At 45.1% G+C, this 16,318-nt stretch carries 17 protein-coding genes; 7 read left to right on the forward strand and 10 right to left on the reverse strand.

Features of this window, described 5'->3' with window-relative positions:
- The first annotated feature begins 42 nt into the window (after positions 1–42).
- Positions 43–702, forward strand: a complete 660-nt coding sequence (locus tag BMZ72_RS28770) for a response regulator transcription factor (protein WP_089813596.1) — start codon at positions 43–45, stop codon at positions 700–702.
- Between the two features lie 60 nt (positions 703–762).
- On the opposite strand, the gene BMZ72_RS28775 is transcribed toward BMZ72_RS28770, so the two are convergent.
- Positions 763–1,230 carry a hypothetical protein gene (locus BMZ72_RS28775; RefSeq protein WP_089813598.1) on the reverse strand — a complete coding sequence of 156 codons (468 nt, stop codon included), beginning with the start codon at positions 1,228–1,230 and terminating at the stop codon, positions 763–765.
- Positions 1,231–1,260: 30 nt separating this feature from the next.
- Complete coding sequence (locus BMZ72_RS28780) at positions 1,261–1,992, reverse strand: hypothetical protein (protein WP_089813599.1); 732 nt, start codon at positions 1,990–1,992, stop codon at positions 1,261–1,263.
- 361 nt (positions 1,993–2,353) lie between these two features.
- Here BMZ72_RS28780 and BMZ72_RS28785 point away from each other — a divergent pair, with 361 nt between their 5' ends.
- On the forward strand, positions 2,354–2,815 hold the full coding sequence (locus tag BMZ72_RS28785) for a hypothetical protein (RefSeq protein ID WP_089813601.1): 462 nt from the start codon (positions 2,354–2,356) through the stop codon (positions 2,813–2,815).
- 4 nt (positions 2,816–2,819) lie between these two features.
- On the opposite strand, the gene BMZ72_RS28790 is transcribed toward BMZ72_RS28785, so the two are convergent.
- The 5 genes from BMZ72_RS28790 to BMZ72_RS28810 all read right to left on the reverse strand — a co-directional run bounded on the left by BMZ72_RS28790 (position 2,820) and on the right by BMZ72_RS28810 (position 7,657).
- The gene (locus BMZ72_RS28790) at positions 2,820–3,977 is read right to left on the reverse strand and encodes a Kelch repeat-containing protein (RefSeq protein WP_089813603.1); all 1,158 of its coding nucleotides are present in this window, start codon (positions 3,975–3,977) and stop codon (positions 2,820–2,822) included.
- A gap of 130 nt (positions 3,978–4,107) precedes the next feature.
- Entirely contained in the window at positions 4,108–5,157 is a 1,050-nt protein-coding gene (locus tag BMZ72_RS28795) for a hypothetical protein (RefSeq protein ID WP_089813605.1), read from the reverse strand.
- Between the two features lie 87 nt (positions 5,158–5,244).
- Positions 5,245–5,646 (reverse strand): DUF1398 domain-containing protein, encoded by a 402-nt coding sequence (locus tag BMZ72_RS28800; protein WP_089813832.1) that lies wholly within the window; start codon positions 5,644–5,646, stop codon positions 5,245–5,247.
- 66 nt (positions 5,647–5,712) lie between these two features.
- On the reverse strand, positions 5,713–6,495 hold the full coding sequence (locus BMZ72_RS28805; RefSeq protein ID WP_089813607.1) for a helix-turn-helix domain-containing protein: 783 nt from the start codon (positions 6,493–6,495) through the stop codon (positions 5,713–5,715).
- 64 nt (positions 6,496–6,559) lie between these two features.
- Complete coding sequence (locus BMZ72_RS28810) at positions 6,560–7,657, reverse strand: AI-2E family transporter (protein WP_255373316.1); 1,098 nt, start codon at positions 7,655–7,657, stop codon at positions 6,560–6,562.
- 152 nt (positions 7,658–7,809) lie between these two features.
- Here BMZ72_RS28810 and BMZ72_RS28815 point away from each other — a divergent pair, with 152 nt between their 5' ends.
- From BMZ72_RS28815 to BMZ72_RS28840, 5 genes are all read left to right on the forward strand, one after another.
- The gene (locus BMZ72_RS28815) at positions 7,810–8,718 is read left to right on the forward strand and encodes a DUF6929 family protein (protein WP_089813609.1); all 909 of its coding nucleotides are present in this window, start codon (positions 7,810–7,812) and stop codon (positions 8,716–8,718) included.
- 762 nt (positions 8,719–9,480) lie between these two features.
- Positions 9,481–10,437 carry an SPFH domain-containing protein gene (locus BMZ72_RS28825; protein ID WP_089813613.1) on the forward strand — a complete coding sequence of 319 codons (957 nt, stop codon included), beginning with the start codon at positions 9,481–9,483 and terminating at the stop codon, positions 10,435–10,437.
- A gap of 4 nt (positions 10,438–10,441) precedes the next feature.
- Positions 10,442–10,690: a hypothetical protein gene (locus tag BMZ72_RS28830; RefSeq protein ID WP_089813615.1), complete on the forward strand. Its 249-nt coding sequence runs from the start codon at positions 10,442–10,444 to the stop codon at positions 10,688–10,690.
- 2 nt (positions 10,691–10,692) lie between these two features.
- Positions 10,693–11,667 (forward strand): hypothetical protein, encoded by a 975-nt coding sequence (locus BMZ72_RS28835; RefSeq protein WP_089813617.1) that lies wholly within the window; start codon positions 10,693–10,695, stop codon positions 11,665–11,667.
- A gap of 24 nt (positions 11,668–11,691) precedes the next feature.
- On the forward strand, positions 11,692–12,264 hold the full coding sequence (locus BMZ72_RS28840; protein WP_089813618.1) for a DUF6620 family protein: 573 nt from the start codon (positions 11,692–11,694) through the stop codon (positions 12,262–12,264).
- Positions 12,265–12,326: 62 nt separating this feature from the next.
- Here BMZ72_RS28840 and BMZ72_RS28845 read toward each other — a convergent pair whose 3' ends face one another.
- The 3 genes from BMZ72_RS28845 to BMZ72_RS28855 form a co-directional block, all read right to left on the reverse strand.
- Entirely contained in the window at positions 12,327–13,196 is an 870-nt protein-coding gene (locus BMZ72_RS28845) for a hypothetical protein (protein WP_089813620.1), read from the reverse strand.
- A 37-nt stretch (positions 13,197–13,233) separates the two neighbouring features.
- Entirely contained in the window at positions 13,234–14,973 is a 1,740-nt protein-coding gene (locus BMZ72_RS28850; RefSeq protein ID WP_089813623.1) for an alpha-L-arabinofuranosidase, read from the reverse strand.
- A 75-nt stretch (positions 14,974–15,048) separates the two neighbouring features.
- A complete protein-coding gene (locus BMZ72_RS28855; protein ID WP_089813625.1) occupies positions 15,049–16,308 on the reverse strand; it encodes a glycan-binding surface protein in 1,260 nt (419 codons plus the stop codon).
- Positions 16,309–16,318 lie beyond the last annotated feature (10 nt).

Consider the following 16,318-nt stretch of genomic DNA (forward strand, 5'->3'; position numbering starts at 1 on the left):
TTGTTTACTGTTAACAAGCTAATTTAAAAACTCAATTTCAGTATGAGAGATACCAGATTCATCGCTATAGCTGATGATCACGCTATGCTTAGAAAAGGATTGGAAGTGGTAATTAATATGTTCCCAAACCATCAGGTACTCTTTACAGCTTCAGATGGTGATGACCTCATTAAACAGCTTGATCCCAATCAACTTCCGGACATCGTGTTAATGGACATCAGCATGCCAGGAAAAGACGGCTACCAGACCACTGAATACCTGAAAGAACATTATCCTGAGATTAACGTATTGGCGGTAAGTACCCTGGAATCGGAAGCCGCGATCATTAAAATGATCAAACATGGCGCAAGAGGTTATGTACTGAAAGATGCTGATCCATCCGAACTAAAGATCGCTTTCGACGAAATCCTGAGCAAAGGGTATTATTACAATGAACTTATCACCAGGAAAGTGATGCAGTCTATCCATCAACTGGTAGATGATAGGAATCCTTTGCCCGTTTTTGCTAAACTCACAGACAGAGAGATCCAGTTTCTTAAACTGGCCTGCAGCGAAAAAACCTATCAGCAGATCGCAAAGGAAATGTTTGTAAGCGAACGTACAGTAGATGGATACAGGGATGCCCTTTTTAAAAAGCTGGAAGTAACAACAAGGGTGGGTCTGGTGATGTTTGCCATCAGAAATAAACTGGTGGATGTTTAACCATCAACATATGCCCATCCATTGCTGTAAAATGTGTTATCGGTACTTAATGACGCAACTTTAATACACTTCCAGGATCACCGTCTCTTTTTTATTAAACATAAACCGCTCCCCAACTCCTTTATTCAGCAGCAACTTTGCCAGCGGCGCCTGTGGTGAAAGAAAAAACACCAGGGCTCCATTTACTTCCTGTTTACCCAAGCCCGTCGCTATAAAAAATGAATACTCCGAACACTTTACAAAAGCGCCCGCCTGAGCGGTCGTATACACGACATTCGTATTGATCTTCTGCAGCTGATCCAGATCTTTCATATTCTCCGCCTGTTGCCGGGAATACATATCCTTTTCCAGATGCCCCATCGCTCTGCCTGTTTCATACTTATCGCCCGCCGAGCTTTTCTCCTCTCCGTTAGCTGCCGCCTGCGCATTGTCAATGGCCGCTTTGGTCATTGCAATGCGCTCCGTGATCAGCAACTCTCCTGCTTTCTTTAAATCATTTTTAAAAGCGATCATCTCCTGGTTTGTCATAAACGGCTACATTTCCGGACCATCCAGATACTAACTGGTCCTGAGATAATTTTGATATTTCTTTGATAATATCGTCCCAACTTTAAAATAAATCCCCACGTCCTCGTTCTCATATTCCATATTCAACACAGCCTCATTAAAATAACCAGTCAGCTCCTCCCGTGTATGTCTGCTCCAGTCTGTTTTCTTAAGTGCATGTTTGCCCCTGTCTTCCGTGGCATAAATAAACGGAAACGAAAATTCCTTTTGTATTAACAGCTTACCAGCCTTTATCTCCGCTTCCGAGTCATTGATGAGGGTGTGAATAGTTGCTTCTCCCAACACCGACAGACAGGTACTCTTTTTCATCCCTTTTCCCCGTATAAAAAATACTTCCTCCACTTTCAGACTACCACTGATCTGCGCCAGGTTGTCTTTATGATCAGGGTGTCGTGTCCACATATTTTTCGTCTCCACATTACCTGCGATCAGCCCTTCATAAAAACTCAACACCTTACATGTCACATTTCCCAGCACTACCGGCGAAGATAAAAGGAGGTTATCCCTTTCAGCAATATATTTGTAATAAACACCCCAGTAAATTTCATCATGCAGCCCGAGGGTATCTGTTACGATATCTCCATCGTAAACGGGGAAGAGGCTTTCATCAAACAGCGCCTTGTCTTTTGATTTTTCGTAGAGTGCTTCCAGTTTATTACCTGCTGGCAACATTTCTTTTAGGTCCTTGTAAGCTATGACCTTTAACTTATCGTTGTCTATCATTGTTTTATGTACTTAATGAATATAGGGTTTTATAATGGCATATTCAGGAAGTGAAAATATATGATTTGTATGAAAAATCATGCTTTAGCAAAAGCAACATTGTTAATTTTTAAGTCCCTTTGTTAAAAATTACTCAAATAGGTATTCCGTGTATGTCTTTAGTTATCAGATAGTGGATATCATTCGTCCCGCGTCAGTCAACTGGACGTATCAGAGAACATCATTTCCTACTTCATCAATATAACTAAAAAGGCATCGGTTAAACCGATGCCTTTTTAGTTTCAATAAGCCCTTCAATGACTTACCATTTCTTTAACATTCTCTGCATTACATTTACCTCCCAAACCTATATACCTCATTTATGCATCCGAGCACCTTCGCACTCATCTTTCTCCTGTTCTCTACACAGGCATGCTCCCAGACCAGCAACACGAACAAACGGGAAGAAATACGCCAGCAACGAGGCCTCCTGCAAAGGGTATCCCTTGTCAACCTGATCGCCAATCCGCAAAAGTACGACGGCAAAAAAATACATGTAACCGGCTATCTACACCTGGAATTTGAAGGGAATGCCATTTATCTGCATGAGGATGATTGCAAAAATTTTATTCCCGAAAATGGCTTTTGGGTAGCATTCTCTCCACAATTAATGAGTGAATTGAACCCCAAATCATTTAATAATAAGTATGTTACTATCAAGGGTACATTCAATGCATCCTCCAAAGGACACAGAGAACTGTTCGGAGGCACTATTGAAAATATTGTGCGCTTGTCTTCAAACGCTGAGATCATCAATGCTTCCCTTCCAGGCAAATCCCATTAACCATCTATCTCAATATCTCAAAAATATCCACCTCTCCTCCCAGTTCTATACCCTGCATAGCACTGGCCACGATCATCTTATCACCCACAACTGCTACCGCTGGCTTCTTCGTTCCAAATGTCAGAGAGTCTATACTCCACTTCCGTGTACTGACGTCATAGATATCGATCCTTTTGCTTGCATCAAACGGACCTTTAGTATTTGTTCCTCCCACAAATACTATTTTATTCCCAATCACGACCGGCGTCGGCTCATATCTTCCTTCACTCAGCGAATCTGCACTCCAGGTACCACTTTGCGTATCAAAAATATCAACCCGTCTATGATAGCCAGGCGCCATGTAGCTCGACCCTCCGGCAAACAATACCAGGTTTCCTGCTGCAGCCGTCGCTATCTGTACCCTGGCTTGTCCTAACTGGAGCGTTCTGAAACTATTGTCTGTCAGATTATATACATCGACGATATCTGTATTCCAACGGGGAACAAACAATTCATTGCCGGATACAGCGCCTTGCCCGAACAAAGGTCTGTCAAGTACCCGGTGCTCCCAGCTATTGGTCAGTGTATCATACACATCAGCCGTCCGGCAAAACTGATCAGATTCATAAGACAAACCACCCACAAAAAATATCTTACTGCCATACATCACTGCAGAAAAGTCATACTTCGGCTCACTTAAGGAATCATGACTCCATGTATTGGTAGTAGTATTGTATATATCGATAACCTGCGTACATTGAAGATCTTCATTGTAAGTCCAGTATCTTCCACCGGCAAACCAGACCCTGTTTCCCGCGGCGATCAAACCCATCTGCGACCTGCCGATACTTAAGTTAGTCCTGCTCCAGCTACCAGACTGATCATCATAAATATCTACAGTATCAACATGATTTTCAGGCGGAGAAACAGTTGGTACGTTTACAAATATAAAGTCCTGCCCTCCCGCAAAAAATGCCTTATTCCCTAACCCAATGCCTTGTACCCCAGCCCTGTCATTACTTAAACGGGCGGAACCAATATGTTTCAGCAATGGCGTATCTTCTTCCGTCGGATCATCCGGATTGTCGGGTTCGTCAGGTGTACAGGAAAATTGCAGTAAACAAACAGCAATGACAAACAGGAGATAACGTGGTACATGCGCTGTACAGGATATGCGGACCATAGACTGGGGTTTTATTTTGGGGGAAACTAAAAGTCCATCTATCCTAAAGTTACCAAACTTTACAAATAGTAACACAAATAAAATAGCCTGCCGGTATTGATTACCAGCAGGCTATAATGATTATCGCAACTTATGCGTAATAATATTTCCGGATATCCCGCTCTTCGAATATTCCCTCCTCCACCCTGTAACTGATCACAAATTCCAGTTCTGACTGTTCATTGTATTCATTACGATAGACCATTTTACTCAACAACTCATTAAACTCAGCATGCCAATACTCCACTGCCACTTCCTTATTCATATGATCATAGCCCTTCACTGTCTTTGTCTTAATATCCAGACCTAATCTATCCAGATATTGCTTATCAAAGTGAGGAATCTCGTATTCCATCTGTGCATCCCTGAGCATAGCATATAATGCCTCCATATCATAATATCCGATGAGAAAATCCGCATTCGAAGTAAATGCTCCCAGCTCTGTCACCACATTTCCCTCCCAGATATTTTCATCCACCTTATACAGGATCATACGACCATCATACCGTCCATAATGTTCCGTCTTCCGCAACTTTTTATCATTATTGTAAAAGTATTTCCGTTGCTGGGAAAGGTATTGCGTGTCCTTATACTTATGTATGATCTGCTCTTCTGCCAACAGTTTGTTCTCTCCATAGACATAGATCACCTGTTCAGTAAATTGCTCATCAGTGAATGAGGTCTTTGATGCCAGTATACCCTGCTGATAAGTAAACACACTCTTAAGCACCGTACCGTCTTCTGTTACGCTTTTCTCAGCCACTTTGCGTCCGTCACGGTACTCATAACTGGCACTCGTTGTGATCTTATGCAGGACGTTATGTGATTGCTCATATATTAATTCCCCGTTTTCATATTTCTCTTCACGGATATGCCACGCCTCATCCAGCCTGTGCCAGTTCGCTGTGCCCAGCAACTGTTTTCCCTTTAAAAGAAAAGTATTGTAAGTGTTTGTCCCATGCTGGTATCTCGCGATCCGCAGACCATCTCCCGCATAATCGTAAACCTGTAAGGTTCCCCCATCATTCTCCTCACTTTTGATCTTTTCTAATATGCCAATGATCTGCTTTTGCTCATTGTAGAATATTTCTTTTTGGGCAGAGGTGTACGCATCCCGGTAAATTTCCTTCCAAAGGTGCATCTGGTATATATTTTATTACAATATAATAAAATATCTGTTGCAGGGGATAACGATAGCGTAAATAGGGCTTAACACCTATATCGCCACTCAGGCATAATCACCCTGAGGAATAGGCTCTTCTACCAGTACAACGCCGTTTTTATCCAGATAAGTACAAACCATCCGCTCCGTATCGATCACCCATTTTTCTACGCCGGCTTCGGCTGCCTGCTGACAAAAAGTAAGAAAATCCGTCTGCCCCTGCTGATGAATAACGATTGTGTGTCGTAAAGCTGCCGCTGAAGAAGTCGTATTGATCTCTTTATCCGCATAGATCGGTAAACTCTTTACCTGGTGGGCATTGTCGCCGTAATATACAGTGGTCCCGTCCTGTACCAGGTATTCATAACGCCGTAAACCCAGTCCTTTGATCTCCTGTACATAGCTGGGGAAATCTGCGCCTGTTTTAACTTTTGCATGTGCTGCTTTCAATTGTTGTAATGTGAACATATGTGAATGATTATGCTGCAAAAATATCCACATCACCAGCTGGAGAATTGTAAAAAACCGTTTATTTCAGGAAACCGGCACATCGGGGTGATGCAGGAAAAACTGATCGGGGGTCTCTCCCGTGAAACGTTTAAACTCTTTGATAAAATGCGCCTGGTCAAAGAAACCGGCATCATATCCCAGGGTTGTGAGAGAGGTATCCGGTGAATATTGCTGAATGGTCGTTTTGAGACGTACCAGGGATGCAAACTTTTTCGGGGAAGCGCCTACTATTTTACGGAATCTCTTTTCCAGCGGACTCGCACTCGTATGTAACGCCTTTGCCAGGTCTGCGATCCGGATATTGCCTTTATAACTGTATATCAGACTCAAGGCTGCGCTTACCAATGGATCAGGACTGGTCTGTTGTAAACGTGCCACAAAAAACTGTTCCACCAGTTTCACCCGCTGCACATCCCCTGCTGCTGCTGCCAGCTGCTCTTCCAGGACAGCCAGCGCTGATTGTGTGACAAAATTATCCAGGGATACCGACTGCCTGAACAAATCATGCACCGGCGCTTTAAAGAAAGCCGGTAAACCCGCCTCTTTGAAATACACCAGTATCGTACCGATATGCGGCGTGTTCTTAAAAAGCCGGTATCCATCCTGTAATCCGGTAATACCTGCTTTGGCCAGGGGCGTCGATGTATCGCCCGCAATCGCCGACAAATGCCCTTTATATTGAAAACCGATCACCAGACTGGTATCAGGAAACACCTTGTACACCGATGACACCTCCGCCTCAGAAACAACAAATTTTCTGATATATGGCTGCAACATTTCACAGGGAATGTAGGCGTCAAATTTCATTGCTGAGTATTACACATCAAAAGTAAGGAAATTTGTGGCCACCCATTTAGCCGGTATCAACTCGTCAGGATCCCTTTTTAAAGATCTTCAGGAATTTCTTCCAGCCGCCGCTGTCCTTTTTATCCTGTCCCAGCAGATAAGCATATGGCTGCATCACTGGAATATGGTCAAAAACCACCTTCATCATTCCCATCAATGGAATAGCCATCACCATACCTGGAATGCCCCACAATAATTCCCCCGCTACCAGTCCCACAATGGTCGCCATTGGATTGATATCTACACCTGAACCTACTACCAGAGGTTCTAAAAGGTAAGACTGGATAAACTGCACCAGCCCGTATGTTACAAGTATACCTACTACCAGCGTCATGTCTCCGCCCTGCACAAGAGACATTAACAAGGTCAGTGCTGTTCCTGTAAGATTACCCACAAATGGAATAATCTCCAGCAAACCACACAGGATTGCAAAAAAGAAAGCATTTTTCACACCAACAACAGAAAATCCAATACCATACATCACCCACAAAAAAATGATCATCAGCAACAAGCCTTTCAGATATTTCTGTGCAGTCTCCTGTGTTTTATGAATACAGGCTATTGCCTTTTCTTTCTCACTATGCGGCACCAACCGCACTATAAACCCTTTGATACGGCTTCTGAAAAAAGTAAATAGAAACACATATACCAGCACCAGCAACAAATCAGTCAGAAAGCCGCCAAATCCACTGATAATACCCGTCACCACCGCACTGGCCTTACCTGAAGAAGATTCCTGCTGCTCTTTAAGCACCTGCGCCTGCTTCTCCTGGCTGATCCCATATTCTGTACTTAACCATGCCTGCAACTGCTGATACTTTTCCATCAATTGTTGCTCCAGTTGTGATGCATTCTCTGCAATGTCCGATATCTGCCAACTTACAAACAACACGACCAAAGCCAGAAATCCCACAAAAAGCAGTATAGACAATAGAATAGCCACTGCGTTGTTAATGCCTTTTGCATGGAGCCACCTGCTCACAGGCAGTAACAACATCGCTAAAAGGCCTGCAAATGCGATAGGCACAAAGAAGGGTTTTCCATAAACAAGGATCAGTACGATCAGTGCTAATATCATCAGAATAGCAGCTGCATCAATAGCTTTTGTCCGGTAAATCATCATGAGTAAGCATCAGTTTATAACCCTATCAGTCACAACAACGATGCCATGCGCTTAACCCAATTTGCCAACATAGGTCATATTGCAGATACCGATGAGGCAGGCTTACCATTATTCCCCGAAACCTTTGTAGTTTAGTTGAAAATAAGATCATCTTGAAAACCATTATCACCTTACTAAAATTCCTGCTGCTGAGCGAATACCCCTCCGGCTCTGCCATCAGTTACTATAACGATCAGCTGTATATTATCGGTGATGACGCCAGCACACTCCTGGTGCTCGATAGTAACTATCACGAGGTACGTACCGTGCGTTTCTTTAATTATAGTGAAAAACGGATTCCAAAGGCGCAAAAAGCGGATCTTGAAACCGCAGTCATCATCGACAAAGATGGCCACAAAAATCTGCTTGCTTTGGGCTCTGCAGCCACCAGAGAAAGAGAACAGATCATACTATATCCACTTGATACTGCGAATGCCCAGCCAGACTATATTTCCTCCACTTCCTTTATCCGGCGCCTGCAACAAATACCTGAAATCAATATTGAAGGCGCAACACTGGCAGGCAAACACCTCATCCTGAGCAACCGCGGTAATGAAAGCAACCCCATCAACCACCTCATCATCACTACACCCGATTTCTGGCAACATCCCGAAAAAGTACCTATCAATATTTCCAGCATCAACATTCCTTTTGTTCTGGCAGGATTTGCCGGCATATCAGAATTATGCTATATCGAACAGGAAGACATGCTGTTAGTCCTGCTGTCCAGCGAGGCTACCGGGAATGCCTATGACGACGGTACTATCGGCGACAGTTATATTGGATGGGTGACCCGTTTCAATGAAAAACTAAGCATCAGAGATATATCTCTGGATGGCATCACTAATCTGTCGGAAGTCGATCCGGCTTTCAAAGGTGAAAAGATGGAAGGCATCTGCATCTCTGCAGTGAACAACAATGAATGGTACCTCCATCTTGTGGCAGACAATGACAAAGGCGCAAGCAAAATATTTAATATAAAAATGGAAGCAGTGCGTGCGCCTGCTGCTACGCAAAAGTGAGCGTTGAAAACGCCACCACACACTGATAAATGTATCGCTGTTTGTTACTGACATGCTATTTTTATTTTGTTTCAACTGTAATTTACGACCTGTTTTAAGGCAAATCAGCACAATGTGCACAGGACGCATTTTCGTGTGCACAGGACGCAAAAACATGTGCATGGGTAAACAGCAAATCGACTCACGCTTCGTATTATATCGTTACTATACCGCAACTACGCCGTTAATGCTCCGTGTATGAACGAAGCACTAACGGCGTAATTAAGGTATAATACCGTTGTAATGGGAACAACAACATACCCGCACCCTATTGATTAAGACTCTGGAACACCAAACTATGGGGAAAAGTATATCCGGAGGAATACCTGATCGTTGACCTGAGAAGTAACGGTGGCGGTAACACGGGATGGGTATATCTTTTGCCCTACCTGATGACACAGCCGATCGATCAGGGGAATAATTACCTGCGGCTCTGTCCCGAAAACACGCCACGGGCTATTGCTGAGATAATACCGGATACAAAATCCAGCTGGACAGATACCGCTCCGATTGACGCCACCGGTTTGCAACCAGAAAAAGATTTAAGCAAAATACCTCATACTGAATGGGTTGATTTTATCCGGAGAGACTTAAATCATTATTAACATTTTTTATATAGAAAATCCCGATTTTCAGTTATATCTTTCGGCCCGTTATCTATATATCTTTGTAGCATAATTAATAAACCGATGCCCCAGCATTTATTAGTTATAACTGAAAACCATGAACTTACCATTTATTGAAATCATTGAGTGGACCGAGAAAGACCCAAATCTGCTCATGTGGAAATTCCCTCACCGGGATGCAGACATTAAAAACGGCGCAAAACTGATTGTACGTGAATCCGAAAAAGCACTCCTGTTAAGTGAAGGTAAACTGGCAGACGTATTTGAAGCCGGCACGCATACACTGAGTACAGAAAACATCCCCCTGTTAAGCAGGTTAAAAGGATGGAAGTATGGCTTTCAGGCACCGTTTAAAGTAGATGTCTATTATCTTTCCGCCAAACAATTTGTCAACCTCAAGTGGGGTACCCCTGCTCCGATCATGTTGTCTGACGCACAGTTCGGCCAGGTACGTGTAAGAGCCTTCGGTAGCTATAACGTACGTATTGCTGATACAGCGAAGTTCTTCCGGGAATACGCCGGCACGCTACCCTGGTTATCTGTAATGGACCTGCAAAACAAACTGAGAGATTTCATCGCGCCGAAATTCGGTGAAGCATTAGCTTCCGCCAACATTCAGGTACTCGATATTGCAGGTAATCTGTCTCTCCTGAACAATAAGATAAGACCACTCATTCAGCCTTATTTTGAAGCCTTCGGCATCGAAGTAACGGAGTTTGTTGTCAGCAGTGTCAACCTGCCTGATGAAGTGGCCAAACATTTCGACACCATGACCAACATGAACATGGTGAAGGACATGGACGCTTATCTTAAATTCAATCAGGCTAACGCTGTTGGTCAAACGGGAACCGCCCTCAACGATGCCGCTCAGCAGGGTGCTGCCATGGCCTATATGATGAATGCCATGAATGCACAGCATGCACAGAAGACGGAACAAAAACCCGCAGATGATCTGGAGTCTAGGTTGAAACAGCTTAAAACACTGCATGACAACGGACTGATCGATGCTGAAGAATACAAAGCAAAAAAAGCCGACATCTTATCCAAACTATAAGCGGATGGAGAATGACAATAAAAAGCTGTCGTTCATAGAACGTATGAAGCAGCGCGCCGTATCACAGGAACCTTACAGTGGAAAAGCCGAAGACTTTAACCCCGGCACTAATCAATCCGCCTGCCCCAACTGTGGTGCAGGACGTGCCAGACAGGACGGACTGACACATTGCGCCTACTGCGGACATACCTTCATTAACACAACGCTCAGCGACGGACATTACATCAAAGGATCTGATAATTCTACAATTTAGTTATGGGTTTATTTAACCGCGGACAATCACAGGAAGACAAACTCCAGACCGAAACAATTAAAAGTGAACTGGCAGCCCTCGAATCAAGGCTGGACAATTTCCTTGCAAAACTGAATGATCGGGTTGACCTCCTGATCGCCGGATTCATTGCTGAAGCGCCTGCTGTGATGGCGACTGATGACCGTTTCGGACAAGCCTATTACCGCTTCTCTTCCGGCATTAAAGGACAGGCCACCAACATGCGGGAGAAAGTAAGAGAAGTAATGGAAACACAGATAGAGCCTGCTTACAGCCGTTATGCTGATATCCTGTCTGCTGGTACAGACGCATACCGCCTCGTACACGACTGGCGTCATCGTTGCGCTGAGAAAGCCAATGACTGGGAAGACCAGCTGCAACACCGGATGGACACTGCCACCGAACAGGTAGAAAGAAAGGACTATGAACCGATCTTTCAGGACATGGTGAATCAATACATGCAGCAATGTAAATCAGTTCATTGTACACAATGCGGAGACAATCTGCAGATCGCACAGGTCTATTATCATAGTGCCTATGTTAACTGTCCTTCCTGTAATACACAGAACATCTTTGAACCTGGTGTTATCGCACGTGATCTCGAGCAAAACGCCCGTAAACTCGCAGAACAGCGTAGCAAACATTTCATGGATGCTCACGAGCAGAAAAGAGCGGAAGAAGAAGAACTCTATCAACAGATGCATACCCTGCAACTGAAAATGAGTTTCCAGGAACTGCAGGCAAAAAGTGGTCCGCTATATACACAACTGCTCGCACTGAATCAGCAACGCGTGGCAGCAGAAGACGAGATACCGGTACAGCTGGATAAATATTACAGGAACATCTTCGATGAACTGAACGGCTTACTCCCCGATCTGAAAGAACATCACGAAAAATTCTTCATATCGCTCCAGAATAACTACCAGCGACATGACAGTAAACGTAGCATAAACCTTTAGTATAATATAAAAAACAACAGAACCATGAGTCAGAACAACCCCCTTTTCGAACCTATTCACGGTATCAGCTTATTTGATTATTCCGCAGCCAACGCAAAACTGGCAAACGGTGTAGGTGTTGATACGATCTGTGCTGCTCTCGGAGTAGAAATTCCGGTATGGGAAGACGCAAGCCAGGGATGGACACAGCGTATGCAGGAAGATTCCGACTTCATCGTGATCACGCAGATGGGTACCTACTTTGCACAGGCTGGAGAACACCCTAAATTAGGTGGCCTGCAGGCTGCAGGTGGTGCGGGTAACGCAGCTAATCTGCAAAGACTGGCTTCAGACCGTTACTTCTACGAAGAACTGTGTGGTGCACGTACCGCTGCATATGAAGCAGGTATGGACGGCGCACAATGGATACAGACGAACTACGGTATCTCTCTGGGCGACTTCCAGGAAGTAGCTATGCAGTGGATGCAGATACAATCGTCTTTAAGCGATGAAGAAATCCTGGAGTACACCAACTACATGGACGCGAAAAGACAGGAATACGCCAGAAAATTTGCCGATGAGAATGGCGGCAATATCGCTGACGACGTTGACTTCTAATCACATTAAAAAAGCCTTTCAGCATTACACTGAAAGGCTTTTATTTTTATATACACAACCAACTAATAAACTTCATCATTACGCTCCTGCACAAATGCAGGATGTCCATTGATCCACCCACGTACGCCATCATACATCACCTCGTACCAGATCCACTGCTTACCGTCTGTAATTACCTGTTGCATGTTCGCTCCCATAAATCCCAGCACTGCTTTTTCAGGGATCATCAGGATCGGCCGCAACGTGGAATCCGGTGCTTCAAACATCGGCACATCCGACACTGCCAGTAATTGCAGATCGCCTTTTAAAGGGACGGAAGGCACATTAAACCTGATCTTGTTCCGCGGATATAATTGCAGCAGATCACTCGCCTCCCTGATAAGATGCGCTATGCGTGAATCTTCTGCCCCTTCCGGCAATGCGATCAGTTTAAAATGATCCTGTCCGCTTCTGCTATAGGAAAAGAAAGTACTATCCTTTCTCAGCACATTGTAGATATGTGTATCTCCATACGCCAGTTCACTAACGATCGGATAGTCGGCAAAGAAATACATGTTACCTATCCCGGCGGCAGCACCGCCATCTTCAAAAAGCGTATAACTCATTTCAACCGGAATCCCGTTATCATGATAAAGCGTTGCGTTCAGGGTATCTCTCCCGGCTACAGGCAGCAAACTCGCATTTGTCAGCTGTAAGGACGGCTCAGAGATCAATGCGATCAGCCCATCGATAACATACATTTCCCGCTGTAAAGAATCAGGCTCCTCCATCATATCGGCTGTAGCAATCATACTGTCAACAGCCACGACGGCACTGTCAGTCATTATGCTATCGGCCGGAGGCGGACTGCTTGCCTGGGAGATACAACCGGCAGCTGCAAACGCACCTAAAGTGCTCAGGATAAATATGTTGACATTTTTTATCCATTTCATGGCATAGAGTTATATTATTGATTTCTCAAATATAACTCTATTTCTTTTCTATCACCATATTCACTACTGCCATTGGCGGTAAGGAGACCTTCACTCCGGCTGCCGCATTTGCGCCATAGGGGGTCAGTGCAGCATAGTTATCAGGGCCTCCGGATACGCCTGCCGGTCCTGCACCATTCACAAATACCTTCCGGGAAAAGCCGGTCACGCCCTCTCCTCCTGTCAGCACAAACCAGTAAAAACGCGTACCTGGATTAAAATTCTTAAAGTTCACTGTTACACTACGTGTCATATTAGCCCTGTTCACCAGGGTCAACCCCACTTCTCCGGAACTGAATGTCGAAGCATAGGCACTGATACTCGAATTACTATCTGTCACAATCGCATTGATGCCCCGGTCGCCCAGGAATTTCTGAAAGAAATACTGGTAATAAAACGCCGGCCGTGGTGTCCATTTTGTCTCACCGGAAAGCGATTCGCCCTGACTGAACAGACCGTGGTCATTCCCGTTCTCCCATGCATTCGCCAGATCCCAGCGACTGGACATACCAAACTTATTACTGATCAGTTCTCCCCATACCATCACCGCATGCATACCTGCCACCTGCGATATCATCTGCTGAGAACCTACAGCGAATATATTCCACTCGGTCAGCGCAATAGGCTTCGCCGCCACGCTATTCGCAGTAAAAGAACTATGCACATGATCATAGATCGCTCTTGTCACAGTAGCAGCAGATGCCAGTATTTCCTGCGGATTTGAATTCGTATTGTAAGGCGTAAAATAACTATGTACAATATAAAAATCAGCTGTAGCGCCGACCTGTTGTAATACACCGGCATTCCACTTTTTATCTGTATCGGTCGCCCAGATTGCCGGCTCATGCTCCAGCAACTGAGCGCCGATGTGAATTGTCTTTCCTGTTTCTGCTGCTGCCTTCCGCATGGAGTCAGCAAATACCTTGTAATGACGGCCATATAACTCTCCGCTGATCACCTGTGGCTGCCCGTCCTTATTCTGTGTTACATCTATCCGGTAGCCGGCCTGCCAGGTGCCATTACTTTCATTACCGATCTCCCAGTAACGGGTACGTCCGTTATCATATCGAACCCAGTCTGCCGCCAGGTGTGCCGCAGCCGCCACCGGATTCGCAGCAGTACTATATCTGGCGTAGCCATAATTTACTGTAATCATCCCCTCATTACCTGTCTGCTGTAACATGCTATAATAGTTGTTCAGAGACAATGTCCAGTCAGCCGTATTGTTCCCATACCAATATCCCGGATCGATCTTATTCCCATCTGCATCTGTCAGCTGTGCAGGCGCATCCGCAGGGGGCACGCCTACCTGTCCGTTCCAGAAATAGATACTGCTGATATTCCCTCCGGGGAAGCGGATAATACCCGGACGCAGATTCGTCAGGTGTCCCATCAGTTTTGGCTGATTCACCATCTGACTCATATAGGGATTACTGTTATTACCAAACAGTGCGGGAGAGATCTTGGTGGTGATCGTAGATGCATCCACTGTAACACTATAAGGTGCAGATGCTGGCAGTGTCGCTTCTGTAAAAGTACCTGCCTTAAAGGTCTTTGGCGCCCATGACGACATAAAGAAACCTATACTGGAAGACAGCGCCGGGTCTTCAGGTACTATCACCGTAGTACCGGAAGTATCCGTCTCTTCTTCTTCGTATGGCTCACCGCTGTTTTTGTTGCAGGCCGTGCACAACAATATTTCCGAACATAAAAAAAACAGGACCAATATGCGCTTCATTCTTAAATACGTATTAATAAGTTTGTGCTATAACAGGTCCGCAGTAAAACTACTGCGGACCTATCATTGATATTTCTATCTGATCTTCACTATCCTGAAATTGTCATATGCAGCATTGTAGACATCTACAGGTGCATCTTCTGTAATGAAGCGATAACCAAAGGCTACCACACCACCCGCTTTCAGCAGGTCTCCCATTGTCTGGGCGCCTGCACCGGTCCCCTCTTTACCATCAGCCACTGTTTTGAAAGCAGATAAAGGAACAGTTACGGTCTGCCATGCGCCTTTCGTTTCAAACTTTGCACCGGCAGCACCCGACCATGGCATATAACGATAAGCATAGTTATCTCCGAAACGCAACACGTTTATACCAGCCGTCCAGGGTTCTTTAGTATTGATCTCAAACTTCAGCGCATAACTGGCTGCCTGCTCTGTCATGATCGCAGCTGTGAACATCGGTACGTCATTGAAGTTACCCGAACGGTTGCCATTCCACCACGCGCCATCATTGATGCCCACTCCGCCGAAAATGTTCTGCAGATATGCACCTCGTGTACCCGGGAACAAGGTCGCATCCGTCGTTCTGTTAGCGCCCCACCAGGCCCAGTTGAAAACAGCCTTCTCACCAGTCTCCCCGTCAGCCGTCAGATTACTGATCACATTCCCGCTCTGGTGATCATTCAGCGGACCATCTGATACCGCGTTACCATATTTCGCATGTATGACCAGTCTGCCGGTATCATCCCCCAGCGCTGGCATGATCATCCCTACTCTGGTGCCTGCATCGTCTGCGATAAAATCGGTCACTTCTCTACCTCCAGGGAACACGATCTTATCGATCAGCCATAAGCTGGAACCATAAATGATAAGGGAATCTCCTGCCAGCGCATTTTCATTCGATATGGCGGCGATCGATGGAGGAGGAATTTCCAGGGTGAATGAATAACTTGTTTCACCATGACTGGTGATAATATGGATGGTATTAGGCACATCCGGATCTGTCGCCTCTGTAGGCGCATTATCCGGGATGGTGACGATCAGGTGCGTACTGGTGTTGTAAGTCGGATTAAAGTACGCTGACTGTCCGTTAAAAGCTATTTTAACGATACCATCCAGGTTTTGTCCTGTGATCAGGATTAAGGTACCGGGCAATGTCCCGGTAAAGGCACTGTCTGTCTTAGTAGGGTCCAGCAGACTGACACCTGTCACGACAGGCGGCGCACCACTGGTGCTGTCGTCTTTGGAACAGGCAGCACAGCACACGGTGAACAGGATCAGTAGATACAACGGCAACCTGTTCATATAACGGATAAACGTGAATATATTACGGGTCATGATCAGTCAG

The sequence above is a fragment of the Chitinophaga sp. YR627 genome (assembly GCF_900114995.1).
Lineage (GTDB): Bacteria > Bacteroidota > Bacteroidia > Chitinophagales > Chitinophagaceae > Chitinophaga.

Coding starts and splice junctions, on each gene's coding strand:
- BMZ72_RS28825 (WP_089813613.1), top strand. CDS start 9,481: ATGAACTTACCATTTATTGAAATCATTGAGTGGACCGAGAAAGACCCA.
- BMZ72_RS28795 (WP_089813605.1), bottom strand. CDS start 5,157: ATGCACCTTTGGAAGGAAATTTACCGGGATGCGTACACCTCTGCCCAA.
- BMZ72_RS28810 (WP_255373316.1), bottom strand. CDS start 7,657: ATGATGATTTACCGGACAAAAGCTATTGATGCAGCTGCTATTCTGATG.
- BMZ72_RS28785 (WP_089813601.1), top strand. CDS start 2,354: ATGCATCCGAGCACCTTCGCACTCATCTTTCTCCTGTTCTCTACACAG.
- BMZ72_RS28805 (WP_089813607.1), bottom strand. CDS start 6,495: ATGAAATTTGACGCCTACATTCCCTGTGAAATGTTGCAGCCATATATC.
- BMZ72_RS28850 (WP_089813623.1), bottom strand. CDS start 14,973: ATGAAGCGCATATTGGTCCTGTTTTTTTTATGTTCGGAAATATTGTTG.
- BMZ72_RS28780 (WP_089813599.1), bottom strand. CDS start 1,992: ATGATAGACAACGATAAGTTAAAGGTCATAGCTTACAAGGACCTAAAA.
- BMZ72_RS28770 (WP_089813596.1), top strand. CDS start 43: ATGAGAGATACCAGATTCATCGCTATAGCTGATGATCACGCTATGCTT.
- BMZ72_RS28800 (WP_089813832.1), bottom strand. CDS start 5,646: ATGTTCACATTACAACAATTGAAAGCAGCACATGCAAAAGTTAAAACA.
- BMZ72_RS28830 (WP_089813615.1), top strand. CDS start 10,442: ATGGAGAATGACAATAAAAAGCTGTCGTTCATAGAACGTATGAAGCAG.
- BMZ72_RS28790 (WP_089813603.1), bottom strand. CDS start 3,977: ATGGTCCGCATATCCTGTACAGCGCATGTACCACGTTATCTCCTGTTT.
- BMZ72_RS28855 (WP_089813625.1), bottom strand. CDS start 16,308: ATGACCCGTAATATATTCACGTTTATCCGTTATATGAACAGGTTGCCG.
- BMZ72_RS28835 (WP_089813617.1), top strand. CDS start 10,693: ATGGGTTTATTTAACCGCGGACAATCACAGGAAGACAAACTCCAGACC.
- BMZ72_RS28845 (WP_089813620.1), bottom strand. CDS start 13,196: ATGAAATGGATAAAAAATGTCAACATATTTATCCTGAGCACTTTAGGT.
- BMZ72_RS28775 (WP_089813598.1), bottom strand. CDS start 1,230: ATGACAAACCAGGAGATGATCGCTTTTAAAAATGATTTAAAGAAAGCA.
- BMZ72_RS28840 (WP_089813618.1), top strand. CDS start 11,692: ATGAGTCAGAACAACCCCCTTTTCGAACCTATTCACGGTATCAGCTTA.